General features: G+C 62.3%; 18 protein-coding genes. 5 read left to right on the top strand and 13 right to left on the bottom strand.

All coding sequences use genetic code 11. The features are described from left to right. Positions 1 to 122 precede the first annotated feature (122 nt). Complete coding sequence (locus AC0GUR_RS16645) at positions 123 to 656, top strand: SRPBCC family protein (RefSeq protein WP_472878621.1); 534 nt, start codon at positions 123 to 125, stop codon at positions 654 to 656. Positions 657 to 805: 149 nt separating this feature from the next. Here AC0GUR_RS16645 and AC0GUR_RS16640 read toward each other — a convergent pair whose 3' ends face one another. From AC0GUR_RS16640 to AC0GUR_RS16610, 7 genes are all read right to left on the bottom strand, one after another. Further along, the gene (locus AC0GUR_RS16640) at positions 806 to 2,572 is read right to left on the bottom strand and encodes a DUF885 domain-containing protein (protein ID WP_472878707.1); all 1,767 of its coding nucleotides are present in this window, start codon (positions 2,570 to 2,572) and stop codon (positions 806 to 808) included. 14 nt (positions 2,573 to 2,586) lie between these two features. Next, on the bottom strand, positions 2,587 to 4,245 hold the full coding sequence (locus AC0GUR_RS16635; protein WP_472878620.1) for a SulP family inorganic anion transporter: 1,659 nt from the start codon (positions 4,243 to 4,245) through the stop codon (positions 2,587 to 2,589). A 757-nt stretch (positions 4,246 to 5,002) separates the two neighbouring features. Further along, positions 5,003 to 5,710 carry a helix-turn-helix transcriptional regulator gene (locus AC0GUR_RS16630; RefSeq protein ID WP_472878619.1) on the bottom strand — a complete coding sequence of 236 codons (708 nt, stop codon included), beginning with the start codon at positions 5,708 to 5,710 and terminating at the stop codon, positions 5,003 to 5,005. A gap of 216 nt (positions 5,711 to 5,926) precedes the next feature. Further along, complete coding sequence (locus tag AC0GUR_RS16625) at positions 5,927 to 6,556, bottom strand: glutathione S-transferase family protein (protein WP_472878618.1); 630 nt, start codon at positions 6,554 to 6,556, stop codon at positions 5,927 to 5,929. Positions 6,557 to 6,573: 17 nt separating this feature from the next. Next, a complete protein-coding gene (locus tag AC0GUR_RS16620; RefSeq protein ID WP_472878617.1) occupies positions 6,574 to 6,978 on the bottom strand; it encodes a GFA family protein in 405 nt (134 codons plus the stop codon). Further along, positions 6,975 to 7,172 (bottom strand): hypothetical protein, encoded by a 198-nt coding sequence (locus AC0GUR_RS16615; protein ID WP_472878616.1) that lies wholly within the window; start codon positions 7,170 to 7,172, stop codon positions 6,975 to 6,977. Before AC0GUR_RS16615 ends, AC0GUR_RS16620 begins: the two co-directional genes overlap by 4 nt. 10 nt (positions 7,173 to 7,182) lie before the next feature. Continuing rightward, a complete protein-coding gene (locus AC0GUR_RS16610) occupies positions 7,183 to 7,797 on the bottom strand; it encodes a DJ-1/PfpI family protein (protein ID WP_472878615.1) in 615 nt (204 codons plus the stop codon). A gap of 336 nt (positions 7,798 to 8,133) precedes the next feature. Between AC0GUR_RS16610 and AC0GUR_RS16605 the strand changes: the two genes are divergently transcribed. The 3 genes from AC0GUR_RS16605 (at position 8,134) to AC0GUR_RS16595 (ending at position 12,611) form a co-directional block, all read left to right on the top strand. Continuing rightward, the gene (locus AC0GUR_RS16605) at positions 8,134 to 9,147 is read left to right on the top strand and encodes a class 1 fructose-bisphosphatase (RefSeq protein ID WP_472878614.1); all 1,014 of its coding nucleotides are present in this window, start codon (positions 8,134 to 8,136) and stop codon (positions 9,145 to 9,147) included. A 315-nt stretch (positions 9,148 to 9,462) separates the two neighbouring features. Continuing rightward, complete coding sequence (locus tag AC0GUR_RS16600; RefSeq protein ID WP_472878613.1) at positions 9,463 to 10,389, top strand: patatin-like phospholipase family protein; 927 nt, start codon at positions 9,463 to 9,465, stop codon at positions 10,387 to 10,389. A gap of 191 nt (positions 10,390 to 10,580) precedes the next feature. Next, complete coding sequence (locus AC0GUR_RS16595) at positions 10,581 to 12,611, top strand: alpha/beta hydrolase family protein (protein WP_472878612.1); 2,031 nt, start codon at positions 10,581 to 10,583, stop codon at positions 12,609 to 12,611. A gap of 5 nt (positions 12,612 to 12,616) precedes the next feature. Here AC0GUR_RS16595 and AC0GUR_RS16590 read toward each other — a convergent pair whose 3' ends face one another. From AC0GUR_RS16590 to AC0GUR_RS16575, 4 genes are all read right to left on the bottom strand, one after another. Continuing rightward, entirely contained in the window at positions 12,617 to 13,309 is a 693-nt protein-coding gene (locus AC0GUR_RS16590; RefSeq protein WP_472878611.1) for a helix-turn-helix transcriptional regulator, read from the bottom strand. Positions 13,310 to 13,312: 3 nt separating this feature from the next. After that, entirely contained in the window at positions 13,313 to 13,963 is a 651-nt protein-coding gene (locus AC0GUR_RS16585) for a hypothetical protein (protein WP_472878610.1), read from the bottom strand. A 304-nt stretch (positions 13,964 to 14,267) separates the two neighbouring features. Next, a complete protein-coding gene (locus AC0GUR_RS16580; RefSeq protein WP_472878609.1) occupies positions 14,268 to 15,128 on the bottom strand; it encodes an OmpA family protein in 861 nt (286 codons plus the stop codon). Between the two features lie 98 nt (positions 15,129 to 15,226). Beyond that, positions 15,227 to 15,565 carry a YadA-like family protein gene (locus AC0GUR_RS16575; protein WP_472878608.1) on the bottom strand — a complete coding sequence of 113 codons (339 nt, stop codon included), beginning with the start codon at positions 15,563 to 15,565 and terminating at the stop codon, positions 15,227 to 15,229. A 173-nt stretch (positions 15,566 to 15,738) separates the two neighbouring features. Here AC0GUR_RS16575 and AC0GUR_RS16570 point away from each other — a divergent pair, with 173 nt between their 5' ends. Continuing rightward, positions 15,739 to 18,675: an autotransporter family protein gene (locus AC0GUR_RS16570; RefSeq protein ID WP_472878607.1), complete on the top strand. Its 2,937-nt coding sequence runs from the start codon at positions 15,739 to 15,741 to the stop codon at positions 18,673 to 18,675. A gap of 3 nt (positions 18,676 to 18,678) precedes the next feature. Here the strand turns inward: AC0GUR_RS16570 and AC0GUR_RS16565 are convergent, their stop codons facing one another. Together AC0GUR_RS16565 and AC0GUR_RS16560 are read right to left on the bottom strand one after the other, a co-directional pair. Continuing rightward, a complete protein-coding gene (locus AC0GUR_RS16565) occupies positions 18,679 to 19,770 on the bottom strand; it encodes a PA0069 family radical SAM protein (protein WP_472878606.1) in 1,092 nt (363 codons plus the stop codon). Positions 19,771 to 20,425: 655 nt separating this feature from the next. After that, positions 20,426 to 22,084: an MFS transporter gene (locus tag AC0GUR_RS16560; RefSeq protein ID WP_472878605.1), complete on the bottom strand. Its 1,659-nt coding sequence runs from the start codon at positions 22,082 to 22,084 to the stop codon at positions 20,426 to 20,428. Positions 22,085 to 22,238 lie beyond the last annotated feature (154 nt).

The following is a 22,238-nucleotide window of genomic DNA, read 5'->3' as shown; positions in this document are numbered from 1 at the left end:
TAGTGAGTCTACTTTACTGGTGAATTTTTCGCCAGTGGGTATCCCGCGCTCCGCCTTACGGCTAGTGCACAGCGGATACTGGCCAGCCGCATACTCGGCCACCGTTCCCGGGAGTCGCCGATATGCCTATCCGCGCCTTTGCCACCCTGGTTTCCCTGGCTTTGCTGGCATCCGTCGCCCAGGCGGAAGTGAAGGAGGCGGGCCCGGACCACTTGCTGATCCAAGACCAGCGCGCGATTCACGTGCCACCGGACAAGCTCTACGCCACCCTCATCGATGTCGGGCACTGGTGGAACAGCGAGCACACCTACTCCGGCGACGCCTCACACCTGAGCATCCAGGCCGAAGCCGGCGGTTGCTTCTGCGAACGCTGGGCCAACCAGAGCGTGGCGCATGGGCGCGTGATCTGGGCATCGCCGGGACACCTGCTTCGACTCGATACCGCACTAGGGCCCATGCAGAACATGGCCGTGCAAGGCGTCATGACGTTTACGTTGAAACCAGCCCCGGAAGGTACGACGCTGCAATTCGAGTATCGCGTCAACGGCTCCAGCGCCAGCGGCCTGGACAAAATCGCACCGGCCGCCAACGGCATGTTGATGGATCAGTTGCAGCGGTTGCAGCGGTTTGCGGAGACTGGGAAAGCTAAGCCCTGAAAACTGCCCTGCTTTTTCTGTAGGAGCGCACTTGTGCGCGACCTCAGCGCTGCGGTGTTACCGCGCGCTGAAGTTTCGTGAGAGGCATCTGGTCGCGCACAAGTGCGCTCCTACAAAGAGCCCTCAGGCTGCTGGCACGGATAACCGTGTCAGTGAGCCTTCGTTTCCTTCCCGCCATCGCCGCCAAAATCCGGCTCCGGGCCACCTTCCGCAATGAAGCGATCGATCCGCTTGTCCAGCACCGGCAGCGGGACTGAGCCGATCTGCAGCACGGTGTCGTGGAAGTGGCGGATGTCGAACTTCGGTCCCAGCGCCTGCTCGGCCTTCTGGCGCAGCTCCAGCATCTTCAGATAACCCAGCTCATACGACAGTGCCTGGCCCGGCCAGCTGATGTAGCGATCGACTTCGTTGGCGATCTCGCGATCGGACAACGCGGTGTTCTGCGTCATGAAATCGATGGCCTGCTGGCGCGTCCAACCGAGATGGTGGATGCCGGTATCCACCACCAGACGGGTGGCACGCCACATCTGATAGGTGAGGTAACCGAAGCGCTCGTAGGGCGTCTTGTAGATGCCCATCTCCTTGCCGAGATACTCGGAGTACAGGCCCCAGCCCTCACCGTAGGCGGAGATATAGCCTTCGCGACGGAACGCGGGTTGGCCATGCTGCTCGGCTGCGAGTGCCAGCTGCAGCGAGTGACCCGGTGCGGACTCATGCAACGTCAGCGCCGGCATGTTGTAGAGGGGGCGCGACGGCAAGTCGTAAGTGTTCACCAAGTAGGTGCCCGCGCCACCGCGACCCGACGTGTAGTACGGCGCGATATCCGCCGGCACCGGCACGATGGCGAAACGCTGGCGCGGCAGGCGGCCGAATTCCTTGCCGAGCTGCGCATCCACCTGCTTGGCCACCCATGAGGTGCGCATCAGCAGTTCGTCGGGCGTCTTGGCGTAGAACTGCGGGTCGGTACGCAGGAAGTGCAGGAAGTCGGCGAAGCTTCCCTTGAAGCCGGTCTCCTGCATGGTCTTGACCATCTCGGCGTGAATCTTCTCCACCTGGTCCAGACCGATCTGGTGAATCTGGTCGGGACTGAGATCCAGCGTGGTGTATTCGATGATCTGCTGGCGATACCACGCCTTGCCGTCCGGCATGGCTTCGGCCGCCAGCGTGGTGCGCGCCTTGGGCACGTATTCGTTGCGGAAGAACGTGAGCAGGCTGCCATAGGCCGGAATGACCTTGGCGCTGATGATCTGCTTGGCCTCTTCACGCATCTTCGCCTGGTCGGCCGGCGCGATGGACGTAGGCATTTTCTCGAACGGCTTGTAGAAGTTGCTCTGGGTGGGGTCTTTCAGCTCAGCCACCGAAGCGATCGACACATCGCGCCCCTTGAGCACTTCGCGCGGCACCGTGAAACCGCGTGCGAGGCCGTCGCGCATGTTGTCGGTCTGCTGCTGGAAGTACGCCGGCACCTGGCCCAACCGGTCGAGGTAATGGCGATAGTCCTGGGTGGTACGCAGGTTATCGCTGTCCAGCACGTCGCTCAGCTCGCTCCAGAACGCCGAGTCGCTGTTGAACGGCATCTGCCACTGCTTGAATTGCTGCGCGGCCAGCAGGTTCTGGATCTGCGCGCGGTACACCGCGTAATTGATCTGCTCTTCCGGCGACAGCAGTTTGACGTCGATGCTGTCGAGGTCTTTCAACACCTTTTGCCAGTAATCCAGCCGCTTCTGCTGACTGGCGGCATCCACATTGTCCAGTCGCGCGCCATTGGGCTGCGCCTCGCCAGAAGTCGAGATGCCGGACTGGCCATTGCGCCATGCCCATTCCTGCTCGTAGATCTGCTTGAAGCGGGCATCGACATTCTGGTCGGCCCAGGCCGGAGCGGTCAGTGTCAGGGCGGCCAGGGCCAGCCAGGTCATGCGTTGCGCTTTGATCACTTCGTGTTTCCCTTGGAAATAAAGGTGCCTGAAAACGGTGCCAACACGGCATCGTCCACGCTCCAGTCTTGTAACGCCTGTGGCGGAAGCTGGGGTGACCCCAAGCGTGTCAGGGCATCGCAGGCATCGTCCTTCAATCGTGCCACGCGCAGCTCGATGTCACGAGCATTCAGCCAGGCCGCGAAATCGCCGAGCGATTCGAGCGCAGTGCCATCGAGATCCGGCGACTCCTCAAGGCTGAGCACCACCCGCCGCAGGTCTGGGGTCGCCCCCACCCGATGTCGCGTTTGTGCCAGCACCGCCTCGACATTGGCGAAGAACAACGGCTCCTCCGGCCGTACGATCAGCATGCCCGGAACCTGGGTGGCGTCCGGGTGCTGCTTCACGTCCACAAAGTCGTGCCCATCACCGAGTCGGCCCAACACGCTGATGCGTGGCGTCGCCAACTGGCGCAGCAGCATCACCAGGCTGAAGGCGATAGCCACCAACAAGCCGTTGAGGATGCCCAGTGACAGCACCCCCAGCACGGCGGCCAACGCCACCAGCCGATCGCGATGCCAGCGCAGATAAGGTGCAAAAATCGACAGGCGCAGGGACTTGCTCACCGCATGGATCACGATGGCCGCCAGCACCGGCTGTGGGATGCGCTCGATCCAGCGCAACGCCAGCAGCACCAAGACCAGCACGCTGGCCGCGCCGATCAACCCTGCGAGTCGCGATTGCGCACCCGCCGCCTCGTTGGCCGAGGTACCGGAATATCCCGCGCCCACTGGCATGCCGTGCAGCACACCGGAAACGGCGTTAGCCACACCAAGCACCAGCAGATCGCGATTCGGATTCACGCGATCGCCATGCTTCAGCGCAAAGCCACGGATGGAGCTGTAGGACTCCGCATACAGGATCAACAACAGCGCCGCTGCCAGTTCGACACTAGGCACCCATTGACCGCTTTGTGGCCAGGTCGGCCACTCCAGCGGGACCGCAAGACGAATCTCGCCTGTCAGCTCCACCCCACGCGCAGCCAGCCAGCCCGACGCCACCACACCCAGCGCAATCACCAACAGACTGCCCGGCAAACGTTTCAGGTGCTCACACGCAAACAGCAACACCAGCGCCACCGCACCCGCCAGCAGTGCCGCTGGTTTCACCTGAGGAATCGCCACGATCAACTGGCCCAACAACGCCGGCAGGAAATCACCATGCAAACCAGCCACACCCAGCAGGTGCGGCAGCTGCTTCAACGCAATCACGAAGGCCAGACCAAAGGTATAACCGCGCAACACCGGCCGCGCGATCAACTGCGACAGGCCCCCCAGGCGCGCCGCGCCTGCGATCAGAAAACATACGCCCGCCAGCAGCACCAAGGTGGCAGCCACTGCGGCGCGCGAAACACCGTCCGTGCCCGCCAGGGCGAGGCTACCCGCCGCCAGCACAGCCGCCGACGACGACGTCGCCGAGACAATCGCGTAGCGGCTCTGCCCCAGCAACCCATACGTCGCCAGACCGACAAACAGAGCAATCACACCTGCCCCCGGCGGCAAGCCGGCGATGCTGGAATACGCCACCGCCTCCGGCAGCAACAGACCCGCAATGGAAAGCCCGGCGATGAGGTCGGGACGCCAGGTGGATAGCGCGGGGTTGCTGGTGACGGACATCCATCGCTCCGGGATGGGGGCGAGTCGAGGGTAGCTGATCTGGTTGTTTTGCTGGTTCTCTAAAGAAGAACGAGGATGAGGGGGAGTGGTCGCGATGACGGCAAGGTTTTGCGGTGGCGCAAGATTGGCCCCCTCTCCCCAGCCCTCTCCCACAAGGGGAGAGGGAGCTAGGAGCGTGCAGCGCTCCTGCGCTTTAAGTCCTCTTCGCGATGGCGCGTTGCGGTGTAGCCGTACCGCGTGTCGGGCGATCGTGACGATCCGGGCTTCGCGGCCGCAAAGGCTCGTATTAATCACGACGCTAAGGCAGCCCCGCTCATCAGGCCGTTTTCTTTGGGTTACTTTTGACGCGAAGCTAATCCCCGTGGGACTTTGACTCCGGGCATCCTGCCCTTCGCCCTTCGGGCCGGCTTCGCCGTTCGCACGCGCTCCTGCGCGTGCGTGGGCCAGCAAAAGAAAAGTGACTCGAGCGTCGGCAGACGATCGAAACGCCCGCCGCGTAGGCGGCACGCTGGCGGTAGCGCTCAAGCAAAACCCAAAGCAAAGTCACTGGATCCCGGCCTTCGCCGGGATGACGGTGAGGGGAGACATACGTTCCGCGCGCATGTCCCGCTTTCGCGGGGGATGGCGGTGAGGGGGAAACACGCGTTTCCGCGAGCACCTGCCCCTCACTACCGTGAAGGAGGCAATGCTCCAACCCTTTCTCCGGGCGGAGAGGGAGTGAACTACGCTTCAGCCAAGGGAAAGAGGGAACCCAAGCTCAACTCTCCATCCCCTCGTAATACCCCTGCATCGCCTGCAAATAAGCATCCAGATTGCGCCCCTCCACCTCACCAAAGCGCTCCCCCGTAATCGTGCAGCTGGCAATGCGATCCGGCCGAAAATTACGAAACCCCACACGCAAACGGCACCACGTACCCAGCGTCCACTTGCCGCCCCAGAACGACAGGCACAGCGGCTCGACCTCACGCGTGGACGTGCGTCCCGCTTCGTCGCTGTAGTCCAGCCGCAGCACCTGACCATCGGTGATGGCCGCGTTGAGGCGGTCGATCAGCGCGGCGAACTCGGTCTTGTTCGGATCGCGCCAGATGGGCGCATAGATGCGCGTCTTGGTGGCACGCTCGCGCAACTCGGGGGGCAGCACCGCTTCGATTTTCAGCAGCGCCGCCTGCGCACTTTCCGCCAGCTTCTGGCCGGCGAACGCGCGTACGAAGCGCGTACCGACCACCAGCGATTCGAGTTCGTCGGCGGTGAACATCAGCGGCGGGATGTCCGAGCCCTTGCGCAGCAGATAGCCCACGCCGGCCTCGCCCTCAATGGGAACGCCGGAAAGCTGCAGGTCGGCGACGTCACGGTAGACCGTGCGCAGCGAGACGCCGAGCGTGCCCGCCAGCTGGCGCGCCTGCAACGCGGTACGACGCCCGCGCAAGGCGTGGATGATGAGGAAGAGCCGGTCGGCACGACGCATCGGCACATGATGGCCGAGCGACGGGCCGGCGGCCAGCGTCGGGAGTCATGGTTTGGGAGATGCATGGCTGGGTAACCACAGAACTGCCATGCATTCCCTATTACGTCATCCCTGCGAAAGCAGGGATCCAGTGTCTTTTGGCCTTGCGATACAAGCGCAAGGGCACTGGATCCCCGCCTACGCGGGGATGACGATGAGGGGAAATGACACATGGCCTCAAGCCGCCAGCGCCTCAGCCAACGCCGCATCCAGCGCCATCGCGCGCTGCTGCGCCGGCCGCGACATCACCCGGTCCACATACGCGCAGATCACCGGCAACTCCGGCGCCAGCTTGAACATCACCATCCAATGCAACGCGTTGCCCCACAGCACGTCCAATGCACTGAAGCGCTCACCCAACATGTAGGGCCCGCGTTCCAGCTGCGCCACCAGTGTGTTGAACATCGTGTCCCAATCGCCGTACGGACAGGTCGATGGCGGCACCGGTTCGCGCTTCATGCCGCGATCCACCATGGCGGGCTCGAAGCACGAACCGTAAAACACCATCCAGCGCAGGTACGGGCCGCGCAACGGATCATCGACGGTCGGCGCCAGCCCTTTCTCTGCGTACAAATCCGCCAGATAGAGAAACACCGCGGGCTGCTCGGACACCAACTCGCCGCGATGCCAGATGGCCGGCACTTTGCCCATGGGATTCACCGCCATGTAGTGCGAATCGCGCTGCTCGTTCTTCTTGAAGTTGAGCACGTGCATGTCGTACTCCACGCCCAGTTCTTCGAGCAGGGCGCGGGTACCGCCAGAGCGGCTGTTGGGCGCGTGATAGAAGGTGACGCGTTCGATGCTCATGGCGGCAACCTCGCAGTTCACAAGTAACTGGTAACAGCCGGCGTCTGGCGCCAGTTGTTGTCGCGGCCATCGGCGAAACGCACCGGGGCCGATGCCCATTCCTCATCGCTGACGTCATCGAGGCAAGCAACGTTGACGGAGACATACTCGCCGCCGATCTGCTCGATGTAGCCACGATGGAAGGCATGAACGCCACAGTGACGGCAGAAAAGATTGTGTGCGCTGTTCGTGCCGAACTGGTAGTCGGTCAACGCGTCCTCGCCGCTGATCAGCCGGAATGTCTTGGGGTTGGCCCTCGCGCCCCAATAGCGCAGCTTGCGGCAGATGGAACAGTTGCAGCGTCCGGTGCCGGCAGCGAAATCCACCTCGGCCTCGTAGCGAACAGCGCCGCAATGGCAGCTGCCTTGATAAATACGGGTCATGCGTTGGCTCCTCGTAGGGTCTTGGACGTGGCGGCCGGCATGCGTTGGGCCACCACTTCGCGATTGGCTTTGACTTTCTTTCCCTGCTCCGGTGCTGGTGCGCTTGCGGGCAGGCGGTATTGGCCGTCCATCAACAGGCCACGCAGATACAGGGGCCGGTAGGCCATCAGGATTTTTCCGATCGGAAATGCCACGACTCCCTCCTCACGCCGCCACAGCGGCGGGTTCGCCTGCCAGCCACGGCGGCGGCAGGGCGTGCTTGAACAGGCGGTACCAGTGTTCGCGGTCACTGGGGCTGTAGAGATCGAGCGTGCGGATCACTTCGCGGGCGAACTCCACACTGCCCAGCTGGCTGGCGGTGATCACGCCACCATCGCTGACGGCCAGCACCTGGGCGTCGTACTGGTCTACTCCCGCATAGGTCGGCACGTGGGCAGCAATATGCCCGGGCCAGCTGCCGGTATGACGGCAAGCATCCAGCAGGCCAGCCCGGGCCAGCGCCAGCACACCGCTATCGATGCCGGCCACCGGGGCGCCCGCGGCATGCACGCGGCGAGCAGCTTTCACGGCTTCATCGCCCTGCCCGCGCTCCCACAGGTAGCCGCCCGGGATAATCAGCAGCGCTGCGCGCTTGAGGTCCAGCTGATCGAGGGTCAGCTCGGGCACCACCCGCAGCCCGCCCATCGACAGCACTGGCTGCATGGAAAACCCCACCGTCTGCAGCCGCCATTCGCCCGGGCGGCGGATTTCGCACAGGGCTTGCGCCGCGTGCCAGTCCGCAAAGCCGTCGAATGCCAGGAAATACACCGTGTCGCGCATGAGACTCCCTCCTTGTGACGAGGCACAGTGTGGGTACCCCCTGCTGCCAACGTATTGTCAGCAGGGGTGCCACCCACCTTCTGTAGGAGCGCCCTTGGGCGCGACCACAGGGCCTGTCGTTTCCGGCGGCATCCAGAGGCACGAGAACCAACGGGTGAGGCGCCAACCCGGCGCCGCGGTCGCGCCCAAGGGCGCTCCTACAGGGTGGACGCCGTCGTGGGTGGTTGGGAGGAAAAGGTTTTCAGAACACGGACATGAACACACTGGTCACACTTTGTGCTGACAAACGACGGGGTCTCCCGGGACAATAGGCGTCCCTTTGCTTGCGGGTTTGTCATGAAGTCCATCTCGCTTATCCAGTTCCTCATCGAGGAACGCCGCGCCGGCCGCATCCATGCCGAGCTTTCCCTGCTTATCGAGGTCGTGGCGCGTGCGTGCAAGCGCATCGCGGTGGCCACCAACAAAGGCGCCATTGGCGGCGTGCTTGGCGAGGCCGGCACCGGCAACATCCAGGGCGAAGCGCAGAAGAAGCTGGACGTGATCTCCAACGAGATCCTGCTGGAAGCCAACGCCTGGGGTGGCCAGCTCGCCGCCTGTGCGTCGGAGGAAATGGAAGACCCGCAGCCGATCCCCGACATGTACCCGAAGGGCAATCACCTGTTGCTGTTCGATCCGCTGGACGGCAGCTCCAACATCGACGTGAACATCTCCGTCGGCACCATCTTCTCGGTGCTGCGCTGCCCGGATGGCGTGACCGACCCGAAGGCTGAGCACTTCCTTCAGCCTGGCACGACCCAGCTGGCCGCCGGTTATGTGGTCTACGGTCCGGCCACCGTGCTGGTGCTGACCTTCGGCCACGGCACGCATGAGTTCACACTGGACCGCGAAGTGGGCAGCTTCATCCTGAGCCGCCGCGACATTCGCATTCCGGAAGAAACCGGCGAGTTCGCCATCAACATGTCCAACCAGCGCCACTGGGAAGCACCGATGCAGCGTTATATCGGCGAGCTACTGGCCGGCAAGGACGGCCCGCGCGGTCGCGACTTCAACATGCGCTGGGTCGCCTCGATGGTGGCCGACGTGCATCGCATCATCACGCGCGGCGGCGTGTTCTTCTATCCGCTGGACGCCAAGATCAAATCCAAGGGCGGCAAGCTGCGCCTGATGTACGAAGCCAACCCGATGGCCATGATCGTCGAACAGGCCGGCGGCGCTGCCACCACGGGTCGCGAGCGCATCATGGGCCTCCAGCCCAGCGGCCTGCACCAGCGCGTGCCGGTGTTCCTCGGCTCGAAGAAGGAAGTGGAAGTGGCGACGCATTACCACGTCGAGGCCGACGCGGCGGTGTGATTCGAAACGGGGGATGCTGCCAGAAGGGCACATCCCCCCCTCACCGTCATCCCCGCGAAGGCGGGGATCCAGTGCCTTTGGGGTGCCAGGCAAGAACGAAAGACGCTGGATGACCAGCTTCGCTGTTGCAAAGCGCCTCCCGCCTTCGCGGGGATGACGGGCGTGGAAGTTGGCGCCAGCTGAGTGCCCGCCCAACACTCACTCCATTCCGCCATCATGGCGCCCTCCGGCAGTCGTACACTCGCCCGCCAACCACCGGCCTCCTGACGGATCAGCGGACCGGCCACCCTTCACTCAGCCGCCTGCGCCCCTGACATGACGTCCACCCGCCGCCTTCGCCCCCTCCTGCCCATGCTCGCCAGCCTCGTGCTGTGCGCTTGCTTCGGTAGCACCAAGCCCACCCCGCCACCGGTCACCGTGGTGCCGCCGGCACCGGTGAAGCTGCGTATTGGTCTGGCGCTCGGCGGTGGTGCCGCCAAGGGTTTTGCGCATATCGGGGTGATCAAGATGCTGGAAGCCAACGGCATCCATCCGGACGTGGTGTCGGGCACCAGCGCGGGTAGCGTGGTCGGCGCGTTGTATGCCGGCGGCATGGATCCGTTCCAGCTCCAGGAAACGGCCTCCGCCATGGACCAAAGCCAGATTCGCGATGTGCGGCTGTTCTCCGGTGGCGTGGTGCAAGGGCAGAAGCTGCAGGATTACGTCAACCAGATGGTCAAGAACCGTCCGCTGGATCGGCTCAACGTGCCGTTTGCGGCCGTGGCCACCCAGCTGGAAACCGGTGAGCGCACGGTGTTCGTGCGCGGCAACACCGGTCAGGCGGTGCGCGCGTCCAGCAGCGTTCCGGGCGTGTTCGAACCGGTGGATATCAATGGCAAGCACTACGTCGACGGTGGCGTGGTGAGCCCGGTGCCAGTGGATGCCGCGCGCCAGCTAGGCGCTGACGTGGTGATCGCTGTAGATATCTCCAGCAAGGCCAGCGGCACCAACCCGCAAGGCATGCTGGGCATCGTCGGTCAGTCGATCGCCATCATGGGCCAGAAGCTTGGCGAGCAGGAGCTGGCGCGAGCGGACATCGTGATCCGCCCCAAGGTGAACCAGATCGGCTCGGCGGATTTCGAGCAAAAGAACCAGGCGATTCTGGAAGGCGAGCGCGCCGCGCTGGCAGCGATGCCGGCGATCAAGGCGAAGCTCGCGGCGGTGCAGGCAGCGCGCCAGCAGCAGGCCGTTGCCGCGCATTGATGCCCTTCCCAGTTCTAATGTAGGAGCGCACTTGTGCGCGACCGCAGAGCCGCGTCGATATCTCCGTCGTCGTTCTCGCCATAACCCAACACCGAGGCGCCCCCCATGCCGCGGTCGCGCACAAGTGCGCTCCTACAGCGGTCGCCTGCGCCTGTAAGCTGGAGGCTTTCCACGCAACTCGGGCTTTCTCCATGCGACACGCCACCCGCCTGCTGCCGTTTGTGATGGCAGCGGCCTTTGTTCCCGCCATCCAGGCCAAGCCCACCAACGTTGACCCACGCATCGAGCAGCTGCTCGGTGATCTGGCCAAGGTGCGCCAGATCAGCGCGGTGCAGCTTTCGCCCGATGGCAACCAGCTCGCCTGGGTGGTGCGCACGAACGGCAAGGACGCAGTTGAAGTTGCCAAGGCAGACGGCAGCGGCGCGCATCGCCTCACCAACGCCAAGACCGGCGAATGCAATGAGAGTGATCTGGCCTGGGCGCCGGACTCCCGTCATCTCGCCTTCCTCTCCAGCTGCAACAACGGCGGTAAGCAAAAGGACATGCTGGTTGCCGATACCTCGACAGAGGAATCACCCCGGCACACGGCCACTTTGCCTGGCGTGGCACAGGACCTGATCTGGTCGCCGGATGGCAAAACCGTGGGCTTCCTCTACGTACCCAACGGCACGCGTCGCGCCAGCGCGGTTTACGCCGCCAAACCGGCAGCGGGCGAAATCGGTGTGGACGGCCTGGAAGTGCAGCGCGTAGCCACGGTGGATGCCACGGGTGGCGCCGTGCGCCTGCTCACCGCCGCCGGTACCTATGTCTACGAATTCGCCTGGGCGCCGGACAGTCAGCGCATCGCCTACGTTGGCGCGGTGCCGCCGGGCGACAACAACTGGTGGTTGGCGAAGTTGTATGCGCAGAACGTACAGGTCGATGCCAAGGCCACCACCGTGCTTGATCCATCCACCGTCAAAGGTTCACTGCGCGGCCTGCAGATCGCGCTGCCGCGCTGGTCACCGGATGGCAAGCGCATCGCCTTCATTGGCGGCCTGATGAGCGATCAGGGTTCCACCGGCGGCGATATCTATGCCGTGGCCAGCACGGGTGGCGAACCGATCAACCTCACGCCCGATATCCGCGTGACACCCGCATGGTTCACCTGGACCGACGCGCAGCAATGGCTGGTCTCGCAGGTCAGCAACGGCCAGAGCCAGGTCGCCACCTATGCCGTGACCGGCGACAAAGCGACGGCGACGCGCACGTTATTCACCCTGCCCGCCAGCATCAGCGACGGCAGCGATTCGATGGCGTTGTCGCTCTCTGCTGACCATCGCAAAGTGGCCTTTGTGCAGAGCTCCTACGCCGCCGCACCTGAGGTCTACGCAGGCACGCTTGGTGATACGCCGCCCGCTGCCGTTACGGCCATCAATGCTGCGCTGAAACCCGGCTGGGGCAAGGCCGAGTCGGTGGAATGGGATAACGAAGGCCGCCACGTGCAAGGCTGGCTGCTGTATCCAGCCAACTACGACGCCAAGAAGTCGTATCCGATGATCGTCAACGTGCACGGCGGCCCGTCGGCGGCCGTGATACCGCGCTGGCCCAGCGTCGGCTTCGGCGGCGTACCCTTCTCCGCACTGGGCTATTTCGTGTTCATGCCCAACCCTCGCGGCAGCTTTGGCCAGGGTGAGGCCTACGTCCAGGCCAACCGCAAAGACTTCGGTCACGGCGATCTGCGCGACATCATCGCCGGCATCGACACCATCGAAAAGAAGCTGCCGGTGGATGACAAGCGCCTCGGCCTTACCGGCTGGAGCTACGGCGGCTTCATGAGCATGTTCATACCCACGCAAACCCAGCGTTTCCGTGCCGTCGTCGCCGGTGCAGGTATCGCCAACTGGCAGAGTTATTACGGCCAGAACCTGATCGATCAGTGGATGATTCCGTTCTTTGGCGCGTCCGTGTACGACGATGCGGCGGTCTACGCGAAGAGCTCGCCCATCAACTTCATCAAACAGGTGAAGGCACCCACGCTGGTTGTGGTCGGCGATCGCGATGCGGAATGCCCCGCGCCACAGTCATTCGAGTACTGGCATGCGCTGCGCGCGCAAGGCGTGCCCACCTCGCTGGTGGTGTATCCGAACGAGGGGCATCACTTCGTTGATGCCAGCCATCAGCGCGATGTACTGCAGCGTGCGCTGGTGTGGTTTGAAAAGTACTTGCCAGCGCTGAATTGACGACACTAACTTCCTCTCCCCGTAGGGGAGAGGAAGTCAGGTGGAGGGTCGTCGTTTTCCACAGCCAACGACGCCCCCACTCTAAAGCGACACATCTGCCCGCCACGCACGATGCATTCCATATGATGAATGCGTCGCCCAGTCGCTGCTTCCATGTAGGCAAGATCAAACTTGCACACCTCAGGGTGCTGTTGCGCCAAAGCGTGAAAGACGCAGTTGAACGCCTCGACCTGCCACTCATCGCCCTGCTTCGCTGCGATGGCTTCATACCCCAGCGCATCGAGCTGCCGCGCAAGCTGCTTCACCACCTCCGCTTGCGGCGTACTGGCGGGTGGCGCGACTTCTTGTGAACCCAGCCCATGACCCAGCTCGCGTAGTAGCTGCTCCATACCATCGGTGCCAAACCGCGCCTGCAACTGCGTGAGCAGGGCGGTGGCGATCGCGCCGTAGTTGCGCGGGAACAAGGCATGCCCCGCCTCCGTAAGGCGGTAACACGCCGTCGGCCGACCGCCACTGGGACGCGACTGCGTGCGCTCCACATAGTCGCGAGCCATCAAAGCACTCAGATGCTGGCGTACCGCGTTGTGGCTGATATGCAACTGCTCACACAACGACTCGACCGTACCACCCGCCGTGGTCATCAGCAGTTGGCGCAACAAGCGCTGCTGCGTGGTGCCGAGTTGCCTGAGCGAGGACATCGCTTAGCTCGCCTTGTCCGGGAATTGCTTGGCGATACCGCTGGCCAATGCATCTGCAATGGCGTTCATATGCGCTTGCATGGTGGCCCAGGTAGCCTGCTCGTCCTTGGTATCGCCCTTCATGATTTGCTGAATGTCGCTGGCGTGATGCGCCACGTGGGTGGCAAACAGGCCTTGCACCGCGTTCTCAGGCAGATTCGGGTTGGCGCTGGAGAAGAATTTGGCGATGGCGGTCACGTTGGTGTTGAGATCAGCCATGGCTTTCTGTTCGGCAGCGCTGTTATTCGTGGCCGTCGCATCCGTCAGCGCCTTCACGCCGCCCCAGTGACCCGCAAGCAGCTGCAGCGTCTGATCACCTGCTGCCTTGCCATAGAACCCACCCACCGCTTCGGCAAGCTGCTTGGCGTTTGCGACCACCGCTTCCTCGGCGGCTTTTGCCTTGGCCGCATCGTGCGCGTGCACAGCCAGGGCATATTCGCGGGTATGCACGGCATGGCCTTCCCACAACGTACGTAACGCAGCCTGCAGCTTGGGCGCAGCGACCGGCGCCGCGGCCATGGCGGCCATGTCATGGGCAGCCGGCATTGCCGAGGCCAACCCTGTGGTAGCGAAGCACACGCCTGCCACCGTAAAAATCCATGCTTGAGTCTTCATCGCACACCTCCAGTAAGTCGCGAAAGGCGACACCGGATAAGTCTGACCGGGACTCATTTTGACTCAATATATCTATGTGTAAAGTAGATATACCAAAGCTTCTGATCGTTCAGGCATGACCTGTCGCCATTCGGCTTTCCGCCTCAGGGACGGTGTAGATCCAGCCCAGAGGCCAAGAACCTTTCGCCCAGTGAGTGGGAAGCGGTATGTATGACGCCGACAATCCAGCCGCCCGACCCACCGATGACAGTAAATAAAGGCGGGCGCAGTCCTCACCGCGCCCGCCAGATCTCAAGCGCAACCATCAGTTCGGCGCAGCCGCCTTGCGGGTGGAGTTAATAAGAATCTCCACTCGGCGATTCGGTGCAAGGCAGGTAACCAGGCCAGCATGATCGGTGTCGGAGCACTCCTTCACCGGGTCCGACCTTCCGCGCCCGTCCGCCGTGATCAGATCGCCGTCAACGCCATGACTCATCAGGTAGTTCCTGACTGAGTCGGCGCGCTTCTGCGATAGCGTGTTGTTATAAGCGCCGCTGCCCAGACGGTCGGTATAGCCAAGCACGCGGATGCTCTGAACATCCTTGGCATGCTGCTGGATGCCCTGCACCAACTCGTCCAACTGCGCGCGACCGCTGCCTGTGATATCGGCAATCGACGAACGATCGAAGGCGAACAGTGCGTCGGCCGCGAAGGTGACTCGCTCGGTGCTCACCTGCGCAGCAGCCGCTGCTGGCGCCTGTTGCGGCTTCTGGAAGCGCGCACAGGACTCCGGCAGCCAGTAGAAACTGTGCGCGATCTTGTTGTCGTCAAAGAGAATCTTGAACTGACATGTCACCACATTCGCACTGCCTTCTGGCTCGCGGAAGTTGAACACGTAGTTCCACTCACGCACGCCCCACACACCTTCGCTGAAGTGCGGATAGCCCACCAGATCGGCAATCTGTTGCTTGCTGAGGCCATCCTGCAGCTGCATCACATTGCCTCGGTTGGGGAACGTGCCGCCTTTATGCATCGGCGTGGTATCGCTTGCCACTGGCCATACCAGCGACCCAGCCGATTGACCATCCTTGGCGACATGGTGGCTGACGTTGCCGCAACCGATTAGGGCCGCAGTCGCTACAAGGACCAGCGTAGCGGTCCTGAAAGTATTGATGGTGATACGCATGATGTTGTGACCCGAATTCGTTGGCGGTGTTGCCGCTTGATCCAAGAGGCAGGAAGCACTCCCACCGTCGCGCGGACGGAGGGAGTCAGGCTGTTCGCTTACCAGACGACGCCGGCACCGACGCCTACACCTGCGTCGCCATGCGAGGTTGCCGACGCACTGGCTTTGAAGATGTAGCGACCGCTCTCGGTGATGGTGGAGACACCGACCGACACGGCGTTCTGGCCGCGGTAGTTGCCGAACGCCACGCCCGCCGAGCTCTGGTTGGGCTGATACGCCTGCGGCAGGTTGGCAGCAGCAATTGCCGATGCCGTGCCCGCGTCGGCGCGGCGACCCATCTGGTTGACCTTGCTGTCGGTGTAGTTCTGGGCCCAGTTTTGCGACTGCTGAAGCTGACCAACGTTGACCGCATCGGTAGTGGCGGTACCCGCCGCCACGTTGTGGATCGTCGTGGCCGAACCGCCCTGATTCAGGGTCTGGACATCGACATCAATGGTTCCTATGGCAGCATTGATGTCGATGCCAACAAATCGCTGGGCGGACCTGGCGGGGCCTTTCGCGCAGGTGGTGCGATCAATATCGGCACAACCACTACGCCGCTGCCAATGGCGTGGGTGGTGCCATTTACGCTGCCAATGGCGATGTGGACCTGGCAACCACCAGCGGCGATGTATCGTTGACCGGAAATATCGCGTCGATACATGGCGGCGCGATCTATGCGGCGAATGGCGCGGTTTCGCTGGGCAACAGCGGTAGCACCCTGACGATCACCGGTAACAAAGCGGGCTTCAGTAGTGCTGGGGTAGCGCTTCCGGGACCTGCGGGGGGCGGTGCGATTTTCTCTCGCCGCGACCTCGCGCTAACCGGCGGCACCATCACCCTTTCCAATAACGTGGCGACTGGGATGGGCGGTGGCATCTCCACCACCGGGTCAGTCACCGTGAACGGCAACCTCATTGCGGATCAGAACACCGCCATGGATGGCCGTGGTGGCGTCATGGATGTGGCCAACGGTAACGTCACCGTGACGGGTGGCGTGAGCATGAGTGGTAACGCAGCCCAGGGATCCGACGGCTTCGGCGGTGCCATCTACGCCTCGGCGGGTGATGTGAGCCTGGCGACGACCGGTGGCGATGTCTTGCTTGCCAGCAACTCGGCAGCGCAGAACGGTGGTGCCATTTTGTCTAATGGCGGCGTGTCGATTGGGCACGCGGGCGCAACAGTGATTGTCGGTGGGACTGACGCACTTGGCACCCCCACCGGCAATAGCGGCACGTATGGTGGTGCCATTTACGCGCATGGCCCGGTAACCGTCACCGGTGGCGCCGTCACTCTCTCCAACAATCAGGCAAGCCTGGCTGGCGGTGCGATTTACGACGATCAGAACGATGTGACGCTAAATACCAGTGGCGTATCGACCGTAAGCGGCAACACGGCGACCCAACAGGGTGGCGCCATTTGGGGTGGCAACGGCATGACCGTGAATGTCACCGGTGGCTCACTGACGTTTGCCCAAAACCATGCTGGCGACCTCGGTGGCGCTATCTATCTCGATCCCACGATCTTGACGCTCAATGCCACGGGTGGCGATCTTGTTTTCGCGGGTAACACGCAGACCGTCGGCGGCGCGAGTCGGGCGAATGCCATCTATATCGCCAACATCAACAGCGATACGTCAGTCGTGCTGAATGCGGGCACGGGCAACAGCATGACCTTTTACGATCCGATTCAGAACGATGGCACCAAGGGGTTGATCACGGTCACCAAGACTGGCGCCGGCCTGGTCAGTTTTGATGGGTCGCAGTACACCGCACTGCTGGACCGCTGGTCACAGGTGTATGCCAATACCGAGGTTCAAGCCGGCACGTTTGAAGTGGCCAATGCGGCGGCTTATGGCGTGCGGGCTTCGAATGTCAACGTCAATGGAACAGTGCCGAGTACGTTTACGGTCGACAACGGCGCCATGCTGCAAGGTGGTGTGTTTGGCGCGATCGTGGCTGATCAGGTGACCTTTCAAACCGGCTCGATACTTAATCTCGCCGGACGTCAGCCAGGTGTACGCAGCGTGTTTGGCATGGATGCAGCCAACGTGAATTTTGTGCCGGGAAGCACGATCTTGTTCAACACCGAGCTCAACGACGCGACCGTACAGAACAGCGATCGGTTGCTGCTTAGTCGCACCACCACCAGCGGTACCGCGTCCATCATCGTCAACAATGTCGGCGGTGCGGGCGGTATTACTGTGGGTGACGGCATTCAACTGGTGGCGACGATCAACGGTGCCACGACCAACGCCAATTCGTTTGTACTCGGCCAACGCGTTGCGGCGGGACCGTTTGAGTACGAACTGTTTCGCGGTGGGTCGGTGAATGGCGACGACTGGTTCTTGCGCGATACCTTCACGCCGCCACCGGTGCCACCGGTGCCACCCGCGCCGCCTTCACCCCCGGGACCGCCAGGACCACCCGTGCCGCCGGACCCGCCGGCGCCGCCTTATCCGCCCATTCCTCCGGCACCTCCCAGTCCACCCTTGCCCAACTATCGCCCCGAGGCGCCGGTGGATATGGCCGTGCCGGTGCTGGCGATTCAACTGGGCTTGGAGATGCTTGGCACGTATCACGATCGTCAGGGCGAGGACTACGCGGGACTTGGCGCATCGGACAACACAGGCTTCAATCCCAGCAGCGGCTGGGGGCGTGTATTCGGTGGCAGCAACAGTGTTGGCTACGGCGCCAGCGACCAGTATGACCACTACAACCGTTTCTCAACGTACGGCCCGTCGTACAACTACGACTTCTATGGGTTTCAGACCGGCCTGGACCTTTACCGCGCAGACGACAATGGATTGCGCACTATGTCTGGTGTGTATTTCGGGGCCAATCGCATCACCAGCAACGTGAAGAGTGTTTACGATGGCATGGAAGCGGGTACCGTCGACATGAACGGCTATACGCTGGGTGGCTACTGGACGCGCAAAGGCGACAACGGTTGGTATGTTGATACGGTGTTGCAGGCGACACGCGTTGACAACATCAAGGCGCGCTCGATCTACGGACTGGAACTGAAGACTTCGGGATGGGGGCTTACCGCTTCGCTGGAAGGTGGGCGTCCGTACGTGATCGGTAACGGGTGGTCGCTGGAGCCGCAAGGGCAACTGATCTACCAACGTGTATCGCTCAACGACGTGCGCGATCCCTATGCGCAGATCCAATACAACGGAAGCAACGCACTGTATGGCCGCCTCGGCCTTCGGCTGGTGCGTGACTGGACGTGGGGCAATAACTACCCCATCACCGGCTGGGCGCGCGTGAACTTCTGGGATGTCATGGGTCCGGACCCCAAAACCACGTTCGCCGCTGTCAGCGGGCCCGCCGCCTTTCCGTTCCAGACCAGCCTGGGTGGGAGGTGGGCTGAAGCGCAACTGGGCACCGCCGCGCAGCTTAGCTCGATGGTGAGTCTGTTTGGCTCGCTGGAGTACAGCCACACCATTGGCGTGGGCAACAGCCACGGTATGGGTGGGCGGCTAGGTGTGCGCGTCGTTTGGTAGGCGTCAGAACAGCTCACCTTGCGGTGAAGGTTCGCGCGGCGGTACGAACCGGGTGGTGTCCAGCCACAATTCGCGAGCGCGGCCAAAGCCGTGCTTGCGGCACGCGATGTCAAAGCGGCGGCGAATGAGTTCAGCAAACACACCATGTCCACGCATGCGCGTGGCGAAGTTGCTGTCGTAATCGCGGCCGCCGTTCATTTGCTGCACCAGGCTCATGACATGTTCGGCGCGTTGCGGCACATGCAACACGAGCCATTCGCGGAACAGCGCTTTCAGCTCATACGGCAGGCGTAGCGTCGTGTAACCCGCACAGCGGGCGCCAGCATCAGCGGCTTGCTCGAGCACGGCTTCCATGTCGCGGTCGTTGAGTGCGGGGATGATGGGTGCCACCAGCACACCTACCGGCACACCGGCCTCCGCCAAGGTGCGGACGGCCTGAATGCGACGGTGTGGTGCACTCGCACGCGGTTCAAGTTTGGATGCGAGATGGTTGTCGAGTGAGTTGATTGAGACAAACACTTGCACCAGACCTTCTTTGGCCATGGGAGCGAGGATGTCCAGATCGCGTTCCACCATGGCGTTCTTGGTAACGATGGTGCATGGGTGATGACATTCCGCCAGCACTTCGAGCGCGGCGCGGGTGAGTTTCCAACGACGCTCGACAGGTTGATAGGGGTCGGTGTTGCTGCCGATGTTGATGGGGCTCACCTTATAGCCAGGGCGCCCCAGTTCATGGCGAAGCACCTCAGCGAGATTACTCTTGGCGCGCAGCTTGGTTTCAAAGTCCAACCCGGGTGACAGGTTGAGATAGCTGTGCGAGGGCCGCGCGAAGCAGTAAATGCAGCCGTGTTCGCAGCCACGATAGGGATTGAGTGCCTGATCGAAGTCGATGTCCGGCGAGTCATTGCGAGTGAGGACGCTGCGGGCGCGCTCTTCGGTGACTTCGGTGCGCGGACGCGGGGCTTGCTCATCCAGCAGCAGGCTTTGCCAGCCGTCGTCCTCGGCATGATGACGGATCGATTCGAAGCGCCCTTCCGGATTGGAAGCGGCACCACGGCCCTTGAGGGCCTGCAGCGGCATGGGGATATCGGGCATGGGCCTAAGCTTGCGCCTGTGACGTCTCAGCGGGCGCGACACCTCGCACGCTACCGAGGTCCTGTAGGAGCGCACTTGTGCGCGACCCCCACCGTCCGCGGTCGCTAGCCCCCCCAGGTTGCGGTCGCGCACAACTGCGCTCCTACAAAATTGCTCAGTTGGGGCACCTGGGCATCCGCCAGGGATTTCAGCGGGTAGTGCCAAGTGAACTGCCGATCCATCTCGGCGAATTCCGGTATGGAGATTGTCCAGCCCATCGATGTCGGGTCATTGCACGGACACAGTCGGAAGTGCCACCGCATGTTGCCTTCGACTGGATTCGCGTTGTCCGATGTCAACGCGTGCAATAGCTGCAGCCGCGGGTGCTTGCGCTTTTGCAGGCTTGTTTGGCTCAGCGCTAGTGGTATCTGATGCTTGATGGTTGGTCACAGGTGGAAGCCGGATTTCGGCTCGTCATCCCTGCGAAAGCAGGGATCCAGTGCCTGTTGTTCTCCCGACCTGATTCCCAGCAAAAACAAGGACGCTGGATCCCTGCCTTCGCAGGGATGACGACTCCGATCCAGCGCTCGACTATTTGTTGATCGGATGGCATTTCCAAAAAGCAAGAGCGCGACAGTTTCCCGTCGCGCTCTTGCCATCGATGCCATGTGGATAATCAGTGGCGAATATCCACATCCTTGGTTTCGCGCAGGAACAGCAGGCCGATGAAGAATGTGCCTAGAGCCACGATGATGGGATACCACAGCCCGTAGTAGATATCACCCTTCCATGCCACCAGCATGAAGCCAATGGTGGGCACGAAACCGCCAAACCACCCATTGCCGATGTGGTACGGCAAGCTCATGGAGGTGTAGCGGATGCGGGTGGGGAACATCTCCACCAGCCATGCCGCAATCGGCCCGTACACCATGGTCACGTAGAACACCAGAATCGACAGCAACACGATCAGCATGACGTCGTTGCGTTGGGCGGGGTCGGCTTTTTCGGGATACCCGGCGGTCTTGAGCGCAGCGCCCAGCTCGGTGCCGAAGGCTTTGCTCTGTTCGGTAAATGCTTTGCTATCCAGTGCACCGCCTTCGAAGGAAGCGATAGTCCGGTCGCCAATGGTCACCTGAGCTACGGCGCCCCGCTCCGCGGCGATGTTGGTATACGGAATGCCTCTCTTGGCCAATGCGCTCTTGGCCACATCGCACGAACTGGTAAACCGGGTTTTACCCACCGGGTCGAACTGGAAACTGCAAGCGTTGCGGTCAGCGATGACTTTGACCGGTGCGGTTGCTGCTGCCGCTTCGATAGCGGGATTACCGAAGTGGGTGAGGCCTTTGAAGATAGGGAAGTAGGTGAGCGCAGCAAGAAGGCAACCGGCCAGCACGATGGACTTGCGACCTATGCGATCAGATAGCCATCCAAACAGTACGAAGAACGGCGTGCCGATGGCGAGTGCGGCGGCTATCAAAAGGTTGGCGGTGGTGCCGTCGATCTTGAGGCTTTGAGTCAGGAAGTACAGCGCATAGAACTGGCCCGTGTACCACACCACGGCTTGACCTGCGGTTGCGCCAAGCAGCGCAAGGATGACCAGTTTGAGGTTACTCCACCGGCCAAACGCTTCAGTGAGCGGTGCCTTGGAGTGCCGGCCCTCGGCTTTCATCTGCTGGAACACCGGCGATTCGGAGAGCTGGAGGCGGATGTACACCGACACGGCCAGCAACAACGACGACACCAGGAAGGGGAAGCGCCACCACGAGCTGTCGAAGGCGGCATCACCGACGCTCAGGCGTGTACCAAGGATCACCAGCAGCGAAAGGAACAAACCGAATGTCGCCGTGATCTGAATAAAGCTCGTGTACAGACCACGCTTGCCATCCGGAGCATGCTCGGCCACGTAGGTGGCAGCGCCGCCATACTCGCCGCCCAGTGCCAGGCCCTGCAGCAGGCGCAAGGCGATAAGGATGATAGGCGCGGCGACACCGATGCTCGCGTAGCCGGGCAGCAAGCCGACAAAGAAGGTCGACAGACCCATGATGACGATGGTGATGAGGAAGGTGTACTTGCGACCGATCATGTCGCCTAGACGGCCAAACACAATGGCGCCAAACGGGCGTACTGCGAAACCCGCGGCAAACGCCAGCAGCGCAAAAATGAACTGGCTTGTTTCATTGAGCCCGCTGAAGAAGTGTTTGCCGATCAGCGCCGCAAGCGAGCCGTACAGATAGAAGTCATACCACTCAAATACCGTGCCCAGGCTGGAAGCCAGAATGACGCGGCGGTGGCTGGTGTTGAGCGATCCGCGCATGTCGACGGCGGTCGTGGCCATAGTGTTGCCCTCGTTGTCACATTCAATCAGGTCGATGGATGGCTTTCTTCAGGGTGCAAACCTCTAGAGCGGCGGCGGCCACCCTGTGCTTCCCTCTCCTTGTTCACGGTTGGGGCATCTCCATGCCCTACCCGGTTGAACCGGCGGCAGCGTG

This window comes from Dyella sp. PARNA 12/25 (assembly GCF_055702865.1).
The sequence above is the reverse complement of the archived record's forward strand: the minus strand, read 5'-3'. Positions and strand labels throughout refer to the sequence as shown.

Excerpts from the sequence above, each read along its gene's own strand:
- AC0GUR_RS16560 (WP_472878605.1), bottom strand. The coding sequence starts at position 22,084 with ATGGCCACGACCGCCGTCGACATGCGCGGATCGCTCAACACCAGCCAC.
- AC0GUR_RS16630 (WP_472878619.1), bottom strand. The coding sequence starts at position 5,710 with ATGCGTCGTGCCGACCGGCTCTTCCTCATCATCCACGCCTTGCGCGGG.
- AC0GUR_RS16625 (WP_472878618.1), bottom strand. The coding sequence starts at position 6,556 with ATGAGCATCGAACGCGTCACCTTCTATCACGCGCCCAACAGCCGCTCT.
- AC0GUR_RS16600 (WP_472878613.1), top strand. The coding sequence starts at position 9,463 with ATGACGTCCACCCGCCGCCTTCGCCCCCTCCTGCCCATGCTCGCCAGC.
- AC0GUR_RS16590 (WP_472878611.1), bottom strand. The coding sequence starts at position 13,309 with ATGTCCTCGCTCAGGCAACTCGGCACCACGCAGCAGCGCTTGTTGCGC.
- AC0GUR_RS16595 (WP_472878612.1), top strand. The coding sequence starts at position 10,581 with ATGCGACACGCCACCCGCCTGCTGCCGTTTGTGATGGCAGCGGCCTTT.
- AC0GUR_RS16610 (WP_472878615.1), bottom strand. The coding sequence starts at position 7,797 with ATGCGCGACACGGTGTATTTCCTGGCATTCGACGGCTTTGCGGACTGG.
- AC0GUR_RS16635 (WP_472878620.1), bottom strand. The coding sequence starts at position 4,245 with ATGTCCGTCACCAGCAACCCCGCGCTATCCACCTGGCGTCCCGACCTC.
- AC0GUR_RS16645 (WP_472878621.1), top strand. The coding sequence starts at position 123 with ATGCCTATCCGCGCCTTTGCCACCCTGGTTTCCCTGGCTTTGCTGGCA.
- AC0GUR_RS16640 (WP_472878707.1), bottom strand. The coding sequence starts at position 2,572 with ATGACCTGGCTGGCCCTGGCCGCCCTGACACTGACCGCTCCGGCCTGG.
- AC0GUR_RS16620 (WP_472878617.1), bottom strand. The coding sequence starts at position 6,978 with ATGACCCGTATTTATCAAGGCAGCTGCCATTGCGGCGCTGTTCGCTAC.
- AC0GUR_RS16605 (WP_472878614.1), top strand. The coding sequence starts at position 8,134 with ATGAAGTCCATCTCGCTTATCCAGTTCCTCATCGAGGAACGCCGCGCC.
- AC0GUR_RS16580 (WP_472878609.1), bottom strand. The coding sequence starts at position 15,128 with ATGCGTATCACCATCAATACTTTCAGGACCGCTACGCTGGTCCTTGTA.
- AC0GUR_RS16585 (WP_472878610.1), bottom strand. The coding sequence starts at position 13,963 with ATGAAGACTCAAGCATGGATTTTTACGGTGGCAGGCGTGTGCTTCGCT.
- AC0GUR_RS16565 (WP_472878606.1), bottom strand. The coding sequence starts at position 19,770 with ATGCCCGATATCCCCATGCCGCTGCAGGCCCTCAAGGGCCGTGGTGCC.